We start from the raw sequence: 18,349 nt of genomic DNA on the forward strand, positions 1-18,349 counted from the left end.
GAAGAGAGAAGCAATGCCAAAACGTACAGATATAAAGAGTATTCTTATCCTAGGTGCAGGCCCAATTGTTATTGGTCAGGCGTGTGAATTCGACTATTCAGGCGCTCAAGCCTGTAAAGCCCTGCGTGAAGAAGGTTACCGCGTCATTCTGGTGAACTCTAACCCTGCCACCATTATGACCGACCCTGAAATGGCCGATGCCACTTACATCGAGCCAATCCAATGGGAAGTGGTACGTAACATTATCGCGAAAGAACGTCCTGATGCGATTCTGCCAACCATGGGCGGTCAAACCGCGCTGAACTGCGCCCTTGAGCTTGAAGCCAAAGGCGTACTGGCTGAATTCAACGTTGAAATGATCGGTGCAACCGCCGATGCGATTGATAAAGCAGAAGACCGTAGCCGCTTTGACAAAGCCATGAAGAGCATCGGCTTAGAGTGCCCACGCGCGGGCATCGCCCACAGCATGGAAGAAGCCTATGGTGTACTCGACCTCGTTGGTTTCCCTTGTATTATCCGTCCATCATTCACTATGGGTGGCTCGGGCGGTGGTATCGCCTACAACAAGGAAGAGTTCGAAGAAATCTGTTCTCAAGGTTTAGATTTATCGCCAACTAAAGAGCTACTCATCGACGAGAGCTTAATTGGTTGGAAAGAATACGAGATGGAAGTGGTTCGTGACCGTAACGACAACTGCATCATCGTCTGTTCTATCGAAAACTTTGATCCAATGGGCGTGCACACCGGTGACTCTATTACCGTTGCCCCAGCGCAGACCCTGACTGACAAAGAATACCAACTGATGCGTAACGCCTCTATGGCGGTACTGCGTGAGATTGGTGTTGAAACTGGTGGTTCGAACGTACAGTTTGGTATCAACCCGAAAGATGGCCGTATGGTTATCATCGAGATGAACCCACGCGTATCACGTTCATCGGCACTGGCGTCTAAAGCAACGGGCTTCCCGATTGCGAAAATCGCCGCCAAGTTAGCGGTCGGTTTCACTCTTGATGAGCTGATGAACGACATCACTGGTGGCCGTACGCCAGCGTCATTCGAGCCAGCTATCGACTACGTCGTGACTAAAGTACCTCGCTTTAACTTTGAAAAGTTTGCTGGCTCAAACGATCGCTTAACCACTCAGATGAAGTCAGTGGGCGAAGTCATGGCGATTGGCCGTACTTTCCAAGAGTCACTGCAAAAAGCCCTGCGCGGTTTAGAAGTGAGCCGTCACGGTTTTGACCCAATCACTGACTTAACCAAAGCCGATGCACTAGCGCGTATTCGCCTCGAGCTGAAAGAGCCAGGCTGTGACCGTATTTGGTACATCGCCGATGCGATGCGTGCGGGTTTAACCCTGGATGAAATCTTCCGTTTAACCAACATCGACCCATGGTTCTTAGTTCAGATTGAAGAGCTGATTAAGCTGGAAGGCCAAGTGGCCGAAGGTGGTTTAGCCGGTCTTAACGAAGAGCTGCTGCGTAAGCTTAAGCGTAAAGGCTTTGCCGATGCGCGTCTGGCGGCGGTCCTTGGCGTAAACGAGACTGAAGTCCGTAAACTGCGTGACCGTTTCGACATCCACCCAGTGTACAAGCGCGTAGATACCTGTGCGGCTGAATTTGCTACTGATACTGCTTACATGTACTCAACCTATGAGGAAGAGTGTGAAGCGAACCCATCAGACCGTGAGAAAATCATGGTGTTAGGTGGCGGTCCAAACCGTATCGGTCAAGGTATCGAATTCGATTACTGTTGTGTGCACGCGGCATTAGCCCTGCGTGAAGACGGTTATGAAACTATCATGGTTAACTGTAACCCTGAAACCGTTTCTACCGACTATGACACTTCAGATCGTCTGTACTTCGAGCCTGTTACCCTAGAAGACGTATTAGAAATCGTCCGTATCGAGAAGCCAAAGGGCGTTATCGTACAGTACGGTGGTCAAACTCCGCTGAAACTGGCTCGTGCCCTTGAAGCGGCAGGTGTGCCCATTATTGGTACTAGCCCTGATGCGATTGACCGTGCAGAAGACCGTGAGCGTTTCCAGCAAGCGATTCAACGCTTGGAAATGAAGCAACCTGAAAACGATACAGTCACCACAGTTGAAGGTGCTGTGATTGCCGCTGAGCGTATCGGTTATCCATTAGTTGTTCGTCCATCCTACGTACTGGGCGGCCGCGCGATGGAAATCGTGTACGACCAACAGGATTTACTGCGTTACTTCAACGAAGCGGTAAGCGTATCTAACGCTTCGCCAGTACTGTTAGACCACTTCCTAGACGATGCTATCGAAGTGGATATCGACGCCGTATGTGACGGTGAAACTGTAGTTATCGGCGCGATCATGGAGCATATCGAGCAGGCGGGTGTTCACTCAGGTGACTCTGGCTGTTCACTGCCTCCTTACACCTTAAGCCAAGCTATCCAAGACGAAATGCGCGTACAAGTGCGTAAGCTTGCGATGGAGCTGGGTGTTGTCGGTCTGATGAACGTACAGTTTGCCGTGAAGAATAACGAAATCTACATGATTGAAGTTAACCCACGTGCAGCGCGTACCGTGCCATTCGTATCGAAAGCGACAGGTGTACCGTTAGCTAAGATTGCCGCCCGTGTGATGGCGGGTCAAAGCTTGAAGGCGCAAAACTTCACTCAAGAAGTGATCCCACCTTTCTACTCAGTGAAAGAAGTGGTACTGCCATTTAACAAGTTCCCTGGCGTTGACCCACTGTTAGGCCCTGAAATGCGCTCAACAGGTGAGGTGATGGGCGTGGGCGATACCTTCGCCGAAGCCTATGCTAAGGCGCAGTTAGGTGCGACTTCTGAAGTGCCTAAGTCTGGTCGTGCTCTGTTGTCTGTGCGTAACAGCGACAAGAAACGTGTTGCCGACTTAGCCGCTAAGTTGATTGAGCTGGGTTATCAAATTGATGCCACCCACGGTACCGCGGTTATCCTAGGTGAAGCGGGTATCAACCCACGCTTAGTGAACAAGGTACACGAAGGCCGTCCACACATTCTTGACCGCATCAAGAACGGTGAGTACACCTATATCGTGAACACCACCGAAGGCCGTCAAGCGATTGAAGACTCTCGTCAATTACGTCGCGGTGCACTGCGTTACAAAGTGAACTACACCACGACCATGAACGCAGCATTCGCCACTTGTATGGCACACGCTGCGGACGACCGCACTAACGTGACCTCAGTGCAAGAGCTGCATCAGCGCGTATTGGCTAAATAAGCCATAAGCCTCTGTCATCAAAAGGCCGGATAACTTAAGTTATCCGGCCTTTGTTTTTGCGTTCAAAAACTTACGCTCAAATTTATTGCCCAATGCGCTCGGTTTCCATTGGCGGCGCATCATTGGGCAGCCAGTGGTGATAGATTTGTGCAAAGGTGCCATCGGCCTTAATGCTGATAAGTGCCTCTTTCCATTTATCGATTTCTTCACTTGGCGTTCCCTTCGAAAAGGCAATGTATAGATGATTCGCACTGATAGTGTAGAGGGATTTGACATCATCAATACTCGCACCCGCTTCGGCGAGAATACTTGGGGCGGTAAGATTGGCATTGCACCAGAGATCGATTCGGCGCTTCATCAGTTGCTTAGCGCTCAGTAGTGGTGTCGATGAGGGAGCGAGATTCGTCAAACCATGCTCCATTAATAATTGTTCCTCAACGGAGGAGCGATACACTCCTACGGCTTTAGCCTGTTTAGCATCATCAATCGAGCTAATGTTGAGTTGACTGTTTTTGAGTGCGTAGAAGTTTGTCGTGCCAACGGCGACTGGGCCTATCATACTAAACAGCTGTTCTCGCTCGGGGGTACGAGTCATAGTAAACAGCACTGTATTAGCTTGTTCCGTCATGATTTTCCAGCCGCGTGCCCAGGGCACCACCTTGATGGGATCCTGATTATTCACACGCTTTTGGATTTCTTGCACCACTTGTACCGCTAAACCATCGGGTTTGCCGTCGACGGAAAAACTAATGGGGGCCCATTCTTCGGTATAAATATTCAGTGTGGCTGCTACGCGCAAGGGAAAGGCGCCAACGGTGAGTAATAGCAGTAGGCCTGTGAAAAATTTCATTAATAACCCTAAAAAAATTAGAACGTTATATTAGAGTCTCACGGCGTGCTCTGAATGAATTAAAGATGATAAGTGTACGGCTATCAATAGCTAACCGAGATTATTTTGTAAATAGCAATGTGAAAAAAGTATCTCGGCTAAGCTACTAATTTGCCTTTTACAGGATAAATAAACCCAAAGAGCAGCGAGTGCTCTTTGGGGGACTAAAATCCATTAACGCTGATACACATCATGCATCAAATGGTCTATGCACTGGACTACCCGCATACTGGCGTCTTCCATCACATGGAGTTGTTTAACCATGTCGGACAAGTTGCCTTTTTGTCTCGCTGCCAACGCCGCTTTACCCGCATCGTGTACCGCCTTATGGGGAGTATCTAGGGCTTTAAAGTTGCTTAAATGCTGATAATTTTCCGCGCCAAATCCTTTGAAATACCATTGGCCTAAGCGACATTCGGTATGTGAATTAACGCTATGATCATGCTTTGGTTTTTCAATTAGTTGGTAAACATTACTCTTCCAGACTGCATGGTCGAGTTTAGTGGTGTTTAGGAAAGAGGTGGTTGCCGCATTATGGATCACCTGCTGCATTTTATGTGACCGCTGAAGGACATCCTCAACCACGTGGCCGATTTGTGTCGATGAGGCGGCAATATCGCTGGCACTGGATTGATTGGTATGAACAATATTTTTAATCTCGCTTGCTTGGGTAACTATCTGTTTTACCAACTTTTCAATCTGGCTGCTGGCCTCGTGAGCCTTACTCGCTAGTTGCCTAACTTCGTCGGCGACCACGGCAAAACCGCGGCCTGCTTCGCCCGCGCGGGCAGCTTCAATGGCGGCATTGAGGGCAAGTAGGTTGGTTTGCTCTGAGATCCCTTGAATGGCAGAAACAAACTGGTTGATGGACGCTGTCGTGCCATTAAGAGCGGTCACGGCTTCCATACTTTGGCTAGCCTGAGTGTTTATCTCATGTGCCCTTTGGCCTAAGTTCGCAATGGCGAGCCTAGTTTGATCGAAAATGGCATCAAGTTCGGAGAGAGAATCCTTTTCTTCGGTGAGTTGAGTCGCACTGCCCGCTAAGCCATCTCGGATCGCATTTAACATTTCGCCGCCCTGATTTTGACAGGCTATGACCTCGGTAAACAGATCGGCCGCTTGGCGTGACTGTTGTTTCATTGTTTCGTGTTCATGGATGATGGTTTTTAGTTCATCTAATTCTTGTTGATGCTGCTGTTGTAATTGAATGAGCTGTTGCTTGAGAGCGTTATTTTCAGACTTGAGTTGAGCGTTAAACCACATATAAACCTCTAGTTATTGTTATGGCGACAGCTTATTAATTTTATGGTGCAACCCCAGCGAGGTTGAAATAAATCGCAAGCTGCTGGTGGTTAAATATTAGTGTATGCCCAAGCTTCATTGATAAAAGAACAGTGGATTTATGAGCTTGAGCAAATAAATGCTTAATAATGAGGGAATACAAGTCAGTTATTGCTGAATACCTTGTATTCCCATCATCAATCTTGAGCCTAGAGCTGTGCCGTTATCCTTTGGGTGAGTGTATTGAGCAACGGCACTTTAAGTCTCAATTTACCTATGCCGTCGGTAAGTCGAGTATCAGAGTGGCAATACTAAAGTAAACCAGCACACCAATGATATCGGCTATTGAGGTGATAAGTGGCGCGCTGGCTGAAGCGGGATCCATTTTTAACTTGCTGAGTAAAAAGGGCAGTGACATACCAATCAAGCTGCCAATGAGCACCACAATTTGCATGGTCAGTGCGACGACGAGGGCAATTTCAGGGCCGCCGCGCCAGAAACCGAGCAAGGACACCGCCAGTGCCATGCTGGCACCGAGTAATCCCGCAACCCCTAACTCGCGCCCTAGCAATGAGAGCCAATCCTTGAGTATCACTTCGCCCGTGGCTAAGCCTCGCACCATTAAGGTCGCGGATTGTGAGCCAGCATTACCGCCGCTGTCGATAAGTAAGGGCAGGAAGAACACTAAAGACACATAGCTCGAAATCGTATCTTCGAAAAAGGCGATGCCCGCCCCTGAGAAGATATTGCCAAAGACCAAAATCACCAACCAGACCACGCGCTTACGGTAGAGTAGTCCTATGCTTGCGGTCTTTAAATTGTGCTCGATATTGCCTATGGCCGCGGTTTTGGTGAACTCGAGATCGGCCTGTGAGCTGGCAATATCCATCGCATCGTCATAGGTCACAATCCCCACTAATTGCCCCTTGCCATTGATGATGGGCAAAGCTAGCAGATCGTAATGGGCGATCATCTGCACCGCTTCTTGGCATTGGGCGTTAGCATCTAAGGCAATGGGGTTGGGTTTCATGAAATCGACCACCCGTTCTTCTGGCTGGGCCAGTAGTAATTGCCGTAGCGAGACGGTACCAATTAAGCGCCCCAACATATCAACCACATAGGCTTGATATATGGTTTCTTTGTCGGCGGTTTCCGTGCGAAGCATATCAATCGCTTGGGTGGCGGTATGTCGACTATTGAGCAAGGTGTAGTCCGATGTCATCGCTGCACCGACCTTGGTTTTATCGTAGGCGGCTAAGGTGCGCAGATCTTCCCGTTTAGCCTGCGCTAACACGGGCAAGAAGAGTTGTTGCTGCTCAGGTTCGAGCAGATTGTAGAGATCGGCGCGCTCATCCGCCGCCATCGTCAGCAAGAGCGACGATAGTGTGGCTTTATCAAGCTGTTGCACTAATGCGGCTTGCTGCTCATCGCTTAAATAGCGCAGTAAATCGGCGGCAACTTTTGCCGGTGCCAGTTGCAAAAATACTAATTGCTGCGACTGACTAAAGGTGCTGAGCGCGGCGGCAATATCCGCGGGATGGCGCTCTTTGGCCAAGGCGACCATGCTCGCGCTGTCGCGTTGTTCTAGGATGATTTGCAGGGCTAAGATGATTTGCTTAGTGTTTTTTTGGTTGTTGTTCATGTTCATAGGTCATTCTCCCAACGAGCTATTAGCCAAAGAAAAAAGTGATATCTGCACCGAATTGCTGGGCGTTTCCCTTAAGGTCGTTACCTAGGCTGAATTCGAGTTGCAACTGTCTTTTGAGTAACCATTGATAGGCAAGCCGGTAGGCGTGTGCCTCGGGTGCCTTGCGATAAATTTCGCCGACCCATTGCTGATCTTCGCTTGGCGCTAAGGCAATGGCGATGCCTGCGATGAGTTGCGGCGACTGAGCCGCATGCTGATAAAAGCCTAAATTGCTATAGAGGTGTAAATCCCGCTCCGCCATCTGATATCCCATAATGCCGAGCACTTCTGCGCTAATGGGGTGATGGTCTTGATGATGGTGTTGCAGATTCATGGCCAGCGCGCTCTGCCAAGGGCCCGTGCCAACGTGCAAGGGCAATTTAATGCCCAGCTCGGTTTGCTGTTCGCTATTGCTGCTGTCTGCTTGATCTTCAACGCTTAGATGTTGATGTTCAAAACCTAAGTGCCATTCCCATTGTCCTTGGTTGCAGGTCGCCGCCGTTTTGAGCGTTGTCGCAGAGTGATCGGACCTAGGTTGTTGCCAGCCGAGTTGCAGCTCGCAGCGCTCGGCGATGCCAGGATCATCAAGGTCCAACAAAGAAGCGTTCGCCGTGACGCTAAGGCATAGCCCAAATAGAGCCAAAGGTTGCCGAGCTAAGGTGGATGTGTGCTTGATATAAGCCATAGGTAAACTCCCAAAGTAAGGGAAGCCTACTGGGGCAAAACATGTGTGAAGATATATTCAATGGCCAGCACTCTAGCTCCAGCGCAAGGCCGGATAAAACCAATAGCCGAGCACATGCACGGGCATGATTGGCCATGAGTAAAGGCTTAAATTGAATATATGGGAGTGGAGTGAGAAAGCGTCACGCTACTACCCTGCCTAGCAGGTAGCAGCAAAAACATTGCGGGCTAGTGCTAGGTGTTTAATCCTGTCACTTGGACAGGGCATCTACTGTCACTTATGTGTGTGCCCACAGTGGGTCTCCGCAATGATAAAAGTGGCTAGATTCTAAACCGCGAAAACGCAAAGTCAAACCCGAACGCCAATTCGTCATGTTTACGTTTGAATATGGTTTTTATTTTTGGGTGAATTGAGTTGGTTAGTTTTAATCTTGTTGTGCCTTGGTGACTAAATGTTCTCTGCGAGTGGGGTTGTTGTTGGTTTTATGGACTTTCCTGCCTAGGTCGCTGGTGGCAATGAGCATGCTGTGATTGATGACCCAATCGATTTAGGTATAACCTTGGGTATCACGCCTTAAGATGGCATCTCTTGCCTAAGTTGTTGGGTAAAGAGGTATTTTGACGCGCAAATCCGTTAAAGGCGCTGTTGAGTGCATGATTTGGCTAAAGAGGAATAATACCGTGGCGCAGCATTCCCCAGAATTGTCGAGTTTAACTGAGTCAACGCAATCGAATATTAAAATTGCGACCGTGAATCTATTTAACTTTATCGAGCCGCCCTCAGCCTTTTACGACTTTGAGAATATCTATAGCCACGGCCAATGGCAGAAAAAGTGCCAATGGTTTAGCGAGTTGTTGAATCAACATCATCCGGATATTGTCGGGTTTCAGGAGGTCTTTAGCCCCGAACCGTTACGCCAGCTTGCGTTGCAGCAGGGACTCACTCACTTTGCGGTGGTCGATAGCGCGACCTTGGTCAGTGACTATATCTACCAAAGCCCTGTGGTGGCACTGGCGTCTCGCTTCCCTATCCTTGAGGTACACGCTATCGAGCCTGAGGCGAACTTAGTGGCGGCGATGGGGCTGTCGAGCGAATTTAGCTTTAGCCGTAAAGTGTTACGGGCGACGGTGGCGGTGCCGCAGATTGGCCCCTGTGATTGCTATGTGGTGCATTTTAAATCTAAGCGGGCAGGATTGGCTCTTGAGCCGCATCCTTTGGGCTTGTCGTTAAATGCGCCGTCGGATCTTAAGTTACACGCCGAGACTAAGTTATTAACCGAACAGGCCCTCGGGCGCTGGGCCTCGACCATGCAGCGGGGCGCCGAGGCGGCATTGCTGTTCCATGCCATACTCGCCAGAAGGCAGAGTGCCAAATATCCGGTGATCCTGATGGGGGATTTTAACGATAGTTTGTCCTTAGGCGCGTTAGATGCGTTAACGCTCCAAGGCGAAGCGCTGCACAGTAACGATATTAAAGCCGCTGGGCTTGGGCATTTATCCGATGCGGCGTTAGCGCAAGTGTTTGGCCACTATCGATTACAAGATGCCTATGAGCTGTTTATCGAAGCCAATGTAGTTGATAACGCCGTCCATTATCGAGAGCATAGGGCCCCCACCCATTACTATGGCCCAAAAGGATCTGTGCTGGACTATGTGTTGCTTTCCAATGAGTTTGATGCCAGCGATAGCCGCAGTTTGGCGCAGGTGGTGGATTATCAGACCTGTGATAGACACTTAGTCAGGCCGGAATATGAGCGTGATGCCTATAGCACCGACCATGCGCCCGTGATGGTGGAATTAGCACTGCGGCGTTAGCATCTCAAACTTTAATCGTTCGGCTGAACACTCAATATCAAGCCCAACTGAAACCAAGCTTGCAGTGCTTGTAACAGCTGCTGCATGGCCTCTTCTGGCGCAAAAAAGTTCAGCATCAATTCGCATTGCTCGGCAATATTGGCCCCGTGAATAAATCCTTGAATCAAGGCTAATTGGTATTCTGCAAGGGAGATAAACTCCGTTAAACGGCTCTCGCCGCGCCAGAGTAGCCATGCGCGTTTACCTTGATAATCGGGCGCGGGCGGGACTTGTTGATGCTTTAAGGCTTGCCAGGTTTCTACCGCATTGCTGGCACATTCAAATAGCTGCACGCTAGGGTGAAAACGCAGTTGGCAATAGGGCCAAGCATCGGCAGGTAAAGATTGCAGCGCCGCAAAGCTTGCGCGTTGTTCATCCTTGGCATCGAAGGCGTTGAGTAGGCGGCGCTCGAATCTGGCGATATCGCTGATAATCGGATACTGACTAAAAAAAGCGTCGCTGGCTAAGTAGTCGGGCAGGGCATCGGCAAATTGGCGTAGCGAGGTTAAACGTGAGGGCTGGTGGGCGATATAGCCATTGGCCATCCGCGCGAATAAGTCATCGCCTAAATACAGACCGAGTATTTCATGGTCGGTATCGAGGACTTCGGTTAAGCGAATGCGATAGGCATTGGCGTAAATCTGCATCCGTATATCACGGCCAACGCCGCCTTGCTCGGCAACCTTGTCGCTAAAGGATTTCTCTATAGTTTCTGGTATCGGCGTTTGGGCGGCACTTGCCAGCAGATAATCCATAAATTGCTGTTGGATCTCGCGAAGTTGACTCATGCCACCGTCTCCTGCCGCGGTCTGTGGACCAGAGGATGTGACTCGCCTAACGTGGTGCGGGCGATGTTACGGGCAATCGCCAATTCGGCTTCCAATGCATCAAATTCGGGGATATTGGCATCGCGCTCGATCATAGTGCTCACACCGCCAAAGCGGGTTAATGCCCGCCGATACAGCTCCCACACACTGGGGCAAACGTCGTGATCATGGGTGTCGATAACATAGTCGCCGTAATCCGAGTGGCCCGCTAAGTGAAATTGTTGCACCCGATTAGGTGCGATTTGCAGCAGATAATCCTCAGGGGGAAACTGATGGTTACGGGCACTGACGTAGATGTTGTTGATATCTAACAGCAATAGGCAATCGGCCTCCTCGGCTACCGCGTTAACAAATTGCCATTCATTCATGGTGGAATCTTGGTAGGACAAATAGCTGGAGACGTTCTCCATCAGAATACGGCGGCCTAAAAAGTCCTGCACTATGCCGATGCGCTCGGCCACGTGTCTCACGGTTTCTTCGGTGTAGGGTAGGGGCAGTAAGTCATGGCTATTGATGCCGTGAATAGAGGTCCAGCAAATATGATCCGAAATCCATTGGGGCTGCACTTCATTCGCGAGTTGTTTTAGCGCCTTAAGATAATCCATATTCAGCGGATCTGTACTGCCTATGGATAAAGATACGCCGTGCATCACCAGCGGATAACGCTCGGCAATCTCACTCAGGTAATAGCGGGGTTTTCCGCCCGCGACCATAAAGTTTTCCGAGAGTATTTCGAACCAGTCGACCTCGGGCTGATGCCTAAGCACATGATCGAAGTGTTGGGTTCGCAGTCCTAAACCAAAACCTAGGGTGAGGTGAGTGAGACTCTGCTTATCCATGTATAAACCTTATGCTGACTGAATGGCTTAAGCGGCCCACATTCCGACCGCTTCTTTATCGATAAACACCTATTTGTCTTAAGCGCCGACTTTTCCGCCTAAGTCGCCACAGGCTTTGGCTGGGGTGGCTACAAAACCACTGCCTTTACAGCTGGCGTGTCCTGCGCAGGCATTGTCTGCGGTTTTGCAGTCGTTATGGCCTTTACAGGTATTAATGCCATAGCAGTGCACTAGCTCGGTATTGGCGATTTTGCCCACCCAATCATCGGCTACTTTGCCGCCGACATCGCCACAACTTTTGGATGGCATAGCCACAAATCCACTGCCTTTACAGCTGGCGTGGCCGGCGCAGGCATTGTCTGCAGTTTTACAATCGTTATGGCCTTTACAGGTATTCACGCCATAACAGTGGACGAGGTCGCTACTGTCGGCGCTGGTCATGGGTTCTGCTGCATTGACTTGGCTTGCCATACCAGCCATGGCCATAGCAAGTGCTACACCTGAAAGTGCGGTTTGGGCTTTCTTATTCATGGTCTCTTCCTTTGCATATCTGACGATATGAGTATCTTGTTGATTAGCTTGCTTTTATAACGACAGCACCAATAGGCAGCATATAAAGCGGATGGATAAATACAGGAATAAGCCTAGTTGCTTATGCAGCTTTTGCTTAAGTCCTGTTACTGGAATAAGACCTTAAGGGAGGAGAATATCTTTCAGCGCAATGTTGTTTATCTCATCTATAATCGCGCTGGCTTGCCAAAAATCGGCTGTGACAACTGGGTTTTACGGCGAAAACTAAGCTATGATCGCCATCACTTAGCGCGGCACTATCGCGCGTGGTTGACGGTGGACGTGTGTTGTTTACGGTGGATGGCTCGCGCTCAAACGATATTAGGTATATTATCCGCTTCCATTTTTTGAAGACGGCGCCTGACGAACTTAACGCAGTTTGTTGTGGCGGTTCAATTTAGCAAGGCGGTACTTTTTTAAGGCGGTACTATGGCAGTCAGAATCAAACTTAAACCCGGTCGCGAAAAGTCCCTTGAGCGTCGTCATCCTTGGGTCTTTTCCAACGGGATCCACAACGTTAAAGGTAAGCCCGAAGCGGGCGAGACCGTCGATGTGGTTGCCCATGATGGTCATTGGTTGGGCCGTGGCGCCTGGTCTCCTGAGTCTCAAATCCAAGTGCGGATTTGGACTTTTGATCGCGAAGAAGAAATCGACCGTGAGTTTTTTAAGCGCCGTATTCTGCGTGCCCAAGCGGGCCGCGACGATCTCATTCGTGAGCAAGGCTTAACCGGTTACCGCTTAATTGCCGCTGAGTCCGATGGTTTGCCCGGTATTACTATTGATAAATACGCCAATGTGTTGGTCTGCCAATTGCTGAGCATGGGCGCCGATGTATGGCGTGACACTATTGTTGATGTGCTCGCCGAGCTGTATCCCGATTGCGCGATTTACGAGCGCTCTGACGTCGATTCCCGTAAGAAAGAAGGCTTAGCCTCTACCATGGGCTTACTCCATGGCACGTTGCCTGAGATGCCCGTCATTATTGAAGAAAACGGTATTAAGATTGCCGTCGATGTGACTAAGGGTCATAAGACTGGCTTCTACCTCGACCAGCGCGACAACCGTGCCATGGCGGCGCGGTTTGTGAAGGGCAAATCGGTTCTGAACTGTTTTTGCTACACGGGTACCTTTGGTCTGTATGCCGCTAATGCCGGCGCTGCTAGCATTGAAAACGTCGATGTATCGGCGCTTGCCCTCGATACCGCGCGTTTGAACATGCGAGTCAATGGCTTAAATGATGACAATGTGCATTACAACGAAGCCGATGTGTTTAAGTTGCTACGCCAGTACCGCGATGAGGGTAAAACCTTCGATGTGATCGTACTCGACCCGCCAAAGTTTGCCGACAATAAGTCGCAGCTCAATGGCGCCTGCCGCGGCTATAAAGATATCAATATGATTGCGCTGCAATTATTAAATCCGGGCGGGGTGCTGTTGACCTTCTCTTGCTCGGGATTAATGCCTGCGGATCTGTTCCAAAAAATCGTTGCCGATGCAGCATTAGATGCCAAACGTGAGATCCAATTTATTGAGCGTTTAAGCCAGGCGAGCGATCACCCGATTGGCAGCGCCTTCCCAGAAGGTTTTTACCTCAAGGGCTTAGTGGCTCGAGTGTGGTAATCGCTTAATAGCCCTAGGGTCATAAAAAATGCCGGTGCAACTGCACCGGCATTTTTGTTTCTCGCATGGGAGTCTTTTGACTCACCTTGCCTTAAGCGGTAAAGGTTTTTACACCTTCAGGGGTGCCAACCAATAACACATCGGCGCCGCGTTTTGCGAACAGGCCGTTGGTGACTACGCCGACGATGGCGTTGATCTTCTCTTCTAATTCCTTAGGATTGATGATCTTAAGGTTGTAAACGTCGAGGATCACGTTGCCGTTATCCGTGACAACGCCTTCACGGTACACAGGGTCGCCGCCGAGTTTGACCAGTTCACGGGCCACGTAAGAGCGCGCCATTGGGATCACTTCAACGGGCAGTGGGAATTTACCCAAAATATCCACTTGTTTAGTGTTATCCACGATACAGACAAACTTTTCAGCCACAGCCGCAACGATTTTCTCGCGGGTTAATGCCGCGCCGCCGCCTTTGATCATGTCCATATGGCCGTTGATTTCATCGGCACCATCGACATACACAGATAATTTATCGACGCTGTTTAAGTCATAAACTGGGATGCCAAGGGCTTTCATCTTTTGGGTTGAGGCTTCTGAGCTTGATACCGCACCTTCAATATCGGCCTTCATGGTGGCGAGGGCATCGATAAAGTGATTGACGGTTGAGCCTGTGCCTACACCCACAATGCTGTCTTTCTCAACGTATTTGAGAGCAGCCCAGCCAGCGGCTTTTTTCATTTCATCTTGAGTCATGTTGACATCCTGTAATGGCAAATGAGTAAAAAATTCTGGGCTTAGTATACTCTTTTCCATCAAAGTGTGTGGTGCTATTGCACTGTAGCTGTGATCTTGGGCGGTGATCTCGTGCAGTGTCCTGTTTACAGTGCTTACAGATTTAATCACTAAGTGAACTCGTTAAAATGAGTGATGCGCCTAAGATAAAGCCCATTTGGCTATTGACGATTCGCTAGGCGGGCTTAATCTAACTAAGTTACTATGGTGAAAGCAGAATTGGCGAAAGCAGAATTGATAAGAACAGCATTATTTATTTAAGGGAGCATGTATGGCTGGGGCGAGTTTATTAACCTTACTCGACGATATTGCATCCATTTTGGATGACGTGGCGGTGATGAGTAAGGTCGCGGCCAAGAAAACCGCTGGGGTATTAGGGGACGATTTGGCTTTAAACGCCCAGCAAGTCACAGGTGTGAGTGCTGACCGTGAATTACCCGTGGTTTGGGCGGTCGCCTTAGGCTCGTTTCGCAATAAATTGATTTTAGTGCCCGCAGCCATGTTGATCAGCGCCTTTATTCCTTGGGCTGTGACCCCCTTATTGATGTTCGGCGGCTTGTTTTTATGTTTTGAAGGCTTTGAGAAATTGCACCACAGCTATAGCCATCGAAAAGACAAACATGCGGAGCAGGGCGAATCTGACTTACCGGAGATAAGCGATCTCGCGGCCTATGAGAAGGAAAAGGTGAAGGGCGCGATCCGCACCGACTTTGTGCTGTCGGCAGAAATTATCGCCATCACCTTAGGCATAGTCGCGGATAAGTCGCTGACGACGCAATTTTTTACCCTCGCGATTATCGGTATTGTGATGACTATAGGTGTTTATGGTCTGGTGGCGGCGATTGTCAAAATGGACGATGCGGGTCTATATCTGAGCCAGTGTCAGGGCGAGTCGAGCTTCACTCGCTTTAATCGTAAGTTGGGTTTTGGCTTGCTTAGCGCGGCTCCCGTGTTGATGAAGAGCTTAACCATTATTGGTACTGCCGCCATGTTTATGGTGGGCGGCGGCATTCTGACCCATGGATTACATTGGGTCGGCGAGCAAATTCACCATGCCGAGCAATTTGTGGAAACCATTGCCGTCGTCGGCCCTGTACTTGGGTTACTGACGCCGAGTGTGCTCAACGCGCTCTTTGGTATTGCAGCGGGCGCGGTGGCGGTGCTGCTGATGACGGGATTCCAAAAGCTGCGGAGCTGATCCATTTTTCATCCTTTATTGCTGGCCATTATTGAGTCAGCTAACCCGAGTTGCGCGAGTACCAAGGTGCTCGCTGCGAGTATTTCAGTGCTCAAGGACGAAGTATGCAATTAATGCGTTTTTGCCTTTCTCCCAATAAGTTGGCTTGGCTGCGCCAGGAATTAGGCGAACACGCCGACGAGCTTATCGCGGCGATGGATAAAGCTGGGGGTAACTATCTAGCTGGATTAGCCGAGTCCCAAGCGGGGGACTTATCGGCAGCCGATTCGCAACTTAAGTTCCAATGGTTTCAGCAGAAGCTTGCCTTAACTACGCGATTAACTGATGCCGAGCTGGCAAACCTTACGCCACTGTCGCTGGTGGATATTAGGGGCGAAATACGGGAGGAGAGGCGGGTTGAAATGCATGTTGAATTAGTCACGCTCGATAAGCTTGCCACCGCATTACAACAACTTAGCCGTGAATCCGTACTGGGGTTTGATACCGAAACGCGGGCAAGCTTTGAGCCGGGCGTTCAACATCCCTTGAGCTTAGTGCAACTGGCGACCTCCGATACCTGCTATTTATTTCAGCAGGCGGTATTGGGCGAGAGGCTCGCCGAGCTTAAACCTTTGCTCGAAAATGAGCAGATCCTCAAAGTGGGGATCGGATTAAGGGGCGATGGCCAAGCACTGAAACGGGATTGGGATATTCAGGTCTCTCCACGACTTGATTTGAATTGGGCGATGGCGCAGCTTGGTGCTGGGAAGGAAATGGGCACGCGTCAATTGGTGGCGGCATTACTGCATAAACGCATCGATAAACCTAAAAAAATTACCCTCTCGAATTGGCAACAGGTGCCTTTATCCCAAGCGCAAGTTCAGTACGCCGCCCTCGATGCATTGGCGGCAACCCTGTGTTTTTGGCAGTTAATCGACAAGCTGCAAGGTTTTTATGGCAAAACGACTGTTGGTAATAAACCCATATTGCCGCCGAGTTTAGCCGCGCGACTCGCGAGCTATTTTCATCCGGCTTAAGACTTGAGATAAGCTCGCGAAGATAAGGATTAGGGGAGCAAGAGATGTTGGATGCGATTTGTGTACTCACAACCGAGGCTGCGGTAGAGCAGGCTTCGTCGCCACTACGACTCAACCCTAATGTAATGGCTGGTGTCACTTACAGTGTGTTCAAATTTCAGCAGTTACCCGAGGCTGAGATTGAGCGTTTACGCCAACATTTATATTGCCCCGCCTGCTACGGCAAAGCCTATTTTCGTAAAGCATCTAAGGATGGTAGGGCCGCCTGTTTTGGCTCCCGTTACCATAAGCTCGATTGCATCGAATTTAATCCGTCGGCGCAAAAGTCCCGTGAAGAACAAGATGCACTCGAAGTGCAGCAACAACTGCTCGACGCCGATGCCTTGGTTATCGATTTTTCGCTCAATCCCAGTAATAAGAGACCATCTAGCTCAACGCTCAAAGTGAACGCTCCCCAAGAGCAAGAGGTTGGGTCCAAAAGTAAAACTGCAAATGAGACCGAGCCATTAGAGTCAGTGCAGGAGCCTAAAGCTGGCTATCAAGTGGCGACCGATAAGCCCGAGATAGCCATCACGGCAACGCGTACTCCGAGCCAAGGGCTAGAAAAGTTACTCCATAGCCTGCTGCGCGGCTCGGATCTGGCGACTTCGGATCTTTGGGTTTACACCGATGATGAGCGCAAGTATCGCTGGCGGGCGAAGAATTTGTTTGTGAATTTTGCCGATGCGGATCCTACAGATTACAAACCCCATATGTACTGGGGCACTATCTCCCACAGCGACCCGACGCTATCTTGGCTTAATCCCGCCGACAGTAAAGACATAGGTATTCCTATTGAGGCCGTTAAAACTAAACTGTTTAAGCGCTTTAATATCGAAGATAAACGGGATTTAGAGGGCGCAGGGCTTATCCTGTTTGGTAAGTGTTTTTGGAATAAGGATAAGACCCGCAAAATTATCCAGCTTTGGGACAATGACTTGCGGCGGATTTTTATCTCAACCCTTGATGATTAACCATCCGTGATGGGATTTGGTCGCGAGTGCGTGGTACACGCTGCGCTTTAATTCATCTTTTAAGGCGTACCCATGACTCTTTTGTGAGTTTTTGGGCACAGACAGAGCATCAGGTTTTAATGTTTGCCAGTTGCTGGCGGTTTTTTAACGCTCGGCACTGAGTGTAAATGCCGACTTTTTCAGCTTTATGCCAATTAAATCAACAGTAGATGCAAAACTTGTTTGAAAATTCCTCAGTTAATTAAGTTTGTCATAAAAAGTCCTTTACCTTTGAGAGTGCTTTTAGCATAATGCCCCACGTCAACAGGGGTGTAGTTCCAATTGGTAGAACAGCGGTCTCCAAAACCGATGGTTGCGGGTTCGAGTCCTGCCACCCCTGCCAAATAAAACAACGGCTTGCATAGAAATATGCGAGCCGTTTTATTTTGCGCGCGATAAATTTTCTCACCGCATTTGCTTACATTTGTTAAGTAAAGGTATTTGCAACTTTCGTAGTGTCTAACATACAATCGCAAGCCCTTTGGTTTGAGGAGGTATGGTTTGAGTTCTGTGATGCAAACAAGGCGCAGATTAGCACTATGGCTTGCAGCCATCTTAGTGTTGCTGTCTGTTGCGTTTGCGGTGCACAGTGTTTCCCACCTCAATGATGATGCCAAGGCCCACTGCGCGCTGTGTTTGCATCAGCATCAATTGCAGCATGCCCTCTCATACTCTCCTTTAGATTTTCAAGTTGCTCAACAGGGTGTTATCTCGGTTGAGTTTGATGTTATTTCCTTTAAGACGCCATTTAGGCGCCACTTCCATAGCCGCGCGCCGCCGCTAACAGCCTAACTCCTGCTTTTT

At 49.5% G+C, this 18,349-nt stretch carries 15 protein-coding genes and 1 tRNA gene; 8 read left to right on the forward strand and 8 right to left on the reverse strand.

All coding sequences use genetic code 11. The features are described from left to right. The first annotated feature begins 13 nt into the window (after positions 1–13). Positions 14–3,238 carry a carbamoyl-phosphate synthase large subunit gene (gene carB, locus SHEWANA3_RS05050; RefSeq protein WP_011716094.1) on the forward strand — a complete coding sequence of 1,075 codons (3,225 nt, stop codon included), beginning with the start codon at positions 14–16 and terminating at the stop codon, positions 3,236–3,238. Between the two features lie 82 nt (positions 3,239–3,320). Here carB and SHEWANA3_RS05055 read toward each other — a convergent pair whose 3' ends face one another. From SHEWANA3_RS05055 to SHEWANA3_RS05070, 4 genes are all read right to left on the reverse strand, one after another. After that, positions 3,321–4,088 (reverse strand): ABC transporter substrate-binding protein, encoded by a 768-nt coding sequence (locus SHEWANA3_RS05055; RefSeq protein ID WP_011716095.1) that lies wholly within the window; start codon positions 4,086–4,088, stop codon positions 3,321–3,323. Positions 4,089–4,301: 213 nt separating this feature from the next. Then, positions 4,302–5,390 carry a methyl-accepting chemotaxis protein gene (locus SHEWANA3_RS05060; protein WP_011716096.1) on the reverse strand — a complete coding sequence of 363 codons (1,089 nt, stop codon included), beginning with the start codon at positions 5,388–5,390 and terminating at the stop codon, positions 4,302–4,304. 292 nt (positions 5,391–5,682) lie between these two features. Continuing rightward, complete coding sequence (gene mgtE / locus SHEWANA3_RS05065) at positions 5,683–7,056, reverse strand: magnesium transporter (protein ID WP_011716097.1); 1,374 nt, start codon at positions 7,054–7,056, stop codon at positions 5,683–5,685. A gap of 22 nt (positions 7,057–7,078) precedes the next feature. Continuing rightward, positions 7,079–7,780 carry a hypothetical protein gene (locus SHEWANA3_RS05070; protein WP_011716098.1) on the reverse strand — a complete coding sequence of 234 codons (702 nt, stop codon included), beginning with the start codon at positions 7,778–7,780 and terminating at the stop codon, positions 7,079–7,081. Positions 7,781–8,460: 680 nt separating this feature from the next. Between SHEWANA3_RS05070 and SHEWANA3_RS05075 the strand changes: the two genes are divergently transcribed. Beyond that, a complete protein-coding gene (locus SHEWANA3_RS05075) occupies positions 8,461–9,594 on the forward strand; it encodes an endonuclease/exonuclease/phosphatase family protein (protein ID WP_011716099.1) in 1,134 nt (377 codons plus the stop codon). An 11-nt stretch (positions 9,595–9,605) separates the two neighbouring features. Here SHEWANA3_RS05075 and SHEWANA3_RS05080 read toward each other — a convergent pair whose 3' ends face one another. The 3 genes from SHEWANA3_RS05080 to SHEWANA3_RS05090 all read right to left on the reverse strand — a co-directional run bounded on the left by SHEWANA3_RS05080 (position 9,606) and on the right by SHEWANA3_RS05090 (position 11,830). Further along, on the reverse strand, positions 9,606–10,421 hold the full coding sequence (locus tag SHEWANA3_RS05080; protein WP_011716100.1) for a DNA-binding domain-containing protein: 816 nt from the start codon (positions 10,419–10,421) through the stop codon (positions 9,606–9,608). Beyond that, positions 10,418–11,299, reverse strand: coding sequence for a DUF692 domain-containing protein (locus tag SHEWANA3_RS05085; RefSeq protein ID WP_011716101.1), 882 nt, complete (start codon positions 11,297–11,299; stop codon positions 10,418–10,420). The genes SHEWANA3_RS05080 and SHEWANA3_RS05085 overlap by 4 nt, the downstream gene beginning before the upstream one ends. Positions 11,300–11,377: 78 nt before the next feature. Then, a complete protein-coding gene (locus SHEWANA3_RS05090; protein ID WP_011716102.1) occupies positions 11,378–11,830 on the reverse strand; it encodes a hypothetical protein in 453 nt (150 codons plus the stop codon). 468 nt (positions 11,831–12,298) lie between these two features. Here SHEWANA3_RS05090 and SHEWANA3_RS05095 point away from each other — a divergent pair, with 468 nt between their 5' ends. Continuing rightward, positions 12,299–13,489: a class I SAM-dependent methyltransferase gene (locus tag SHEWANA3_RS05095; protein WP_011716103.1), complete on the forward strand. Its 1,191-nt coding sequence runs from the start codon at positions 12,299–12,301 to the stop codon at positions 13,487–13,489. Positions 13,490–13,580: 91 nt separating this feature from the next. Here the strand turns inward: SHEWANA3_RS05095 and rpiA are convergent, their stop codons facing one another. Next, positions 13,581–14,240, reverse strand: coding sequence for a ribose-5-phosphate isomerase RpiA (gene rpiA / locus SHEWANA3_RS05100; RefSeq protein WP_011716104.1), 660 nt, complete (start codon positions 14,238–14,240; stop codon positions 13,581–13,583). Between the two features lie 310 nt (positions 14,241–14,550). On the opposite strand from rpiA, the gene SHEWANA3_RS05105 reads away from it, so the two are divergent. From SHEWANA3_RS05105 to SHEWANA3_RS05125, 5 genes are all read left to right on the forward strand, one after another. Then, positions 14,551–15,477, forward strand: coding sequence for a DUF808 domain-containing protein (locus SHEWANA3_RS05105; protein ID WP_011716105.1), 927 nt, complete (start codon positions 14,551–14,553; stop codon positions 15,475–15,477). 104 nt (positions 15,478–15,581) lie between these two features. Next, on the forward strand, positions 15,582–16,493 hold the full coding sequence (locus SHEWANA3_RS05110; RefSeq protein ID WP_011716106.1) for a 3'-5' exonuclease: 912 nt from the start codon (positions 15,582–15,584) through the stop codon (positions 16,491–16,493). 44 nt (positions 16,494–16,537) lie between these two features. Next, positions 16,538–17,506, forward strand: coding sequence for a hypothetical protein (locus SHEWANA3_RS05115; protein WP_011716107.1), 969 nt, complete (start codon positions 16,538–16,540; stop codon positions 17,504–17,506). Positions 17,507–17,811: 305 nt separating this feature from the next. Continuing rightward, positions 17,812–17,888 (forward strand) — tRNA-Trp (locus tag SHEWANA3_RS05120). A 158-nt stretch (positions 17,889–18,046) separates the two neighbouring features. Continuing rightward, complete coding sequence (locus SHEWANA3_RS05125) at positions 18,047–18,337, forward strand: hypothetical protein (protein ID WP_041412562.1); 291 nt, start codon at positions 18,047–18,049, stop codon at positions 18,335–18,337. The last annotated feature ends 12 nt before the right edge of the window (positions 18,338–18,349 follow it).

The sequence above is a fragment of the Shewanella sp. ANA-3 genome, from assembly GCF_000203935.1.
Classification (GTDB): Bacteria; Pseudomonadota; Gammaproteobacteria; order Enterobacterales; family Shewanellaceae; genus Shewanella.